At 45.9% G+C, this 758-nt stretch carries 1 protein-coding gene; it reads right to left on the reverse strand.

All coding sequences use genetic code 11. The features are described from left to right. Positions 1 to 464: 464 nt before the first annotated feature. On the reverse strand, positions 465 to 758 hold a 294-nt coding region (locus tag Q5Y71_RS17050; RefSeq protein WP_306043268.1), incomplete at its 5' end, for a hypothetical protein.

Below are 758 nucleotides of genomic sequence, written 5' to 3' on the forward strand. Positions count from 1 at the left end.
TCGCACGCTCGGCAAGCGCTTCTGCGACAAAGTTTATGCCGGCGCTTTTCGGCGACAATCACACAAAGGGTACTGACAAACCAGGCGCACTAACCTGTTTTTTCCACTGGAAGTTCGTCGGCAGTCCCGCTGTGTGCACCTGTTAAATCGGGACCCGGATTTTTCCCAACTTTGCCACTTGCAGCCCAGGCCAGGAGCGCACACCAGGCCACCCAGGAAAGCAGCGCGGGAATATTGGCCAGGCAAATCTTACCAAAATTTCTGCGGTTAAAAAAACACAACGACACTTGTCAGAAACCACACCAGGAGAAAAAAATAATAAATATAATCCCCTTCACCAGGCTGATTCCACTAAAAACTTCCAGCATATTTGCGATCAATTGATCGAGATCCGTAAACATATTCGACTGCACCTTTTTGAAACAAAACTACATTAATTAACAGTCTCCGTGTTTAAACTTTTATTACAATGAATTTAAATACTTATTCTGCAGCCCCTCCAATGCGGCTTTCTCATCCGCAGTGCGCCGGTAAATATAGAGACTGTAAATAACCATAAAGCCCATAAAACCCAACAGAATTAACATGGCTTTGTGCGGATCGTGAATAATGGGTGCTGGGAATTCGCCATACAGTGAGGCCAGATACCACCTCAAAAAAATAACCATTTGAATCAGCAGGAATAACCAGCAAAAATGCACTTCACGGCGTTTGCGCCGCAACCGCAGCAGGGTGAAAATGGCCCAAGGTGGAGATTG

Origin of the sequence: Microbulbifer sp. 2205BS26-8 (assembly GCF_030731025.1) — a bacterium.
GTDB classification, from domain to species: Bacteria; Pseudomonadota; Gammaproteobacteria; order Pseudomonadales; family Cellvibrionaceae; genus Microbulbifer; species Microbulbifer spongiae.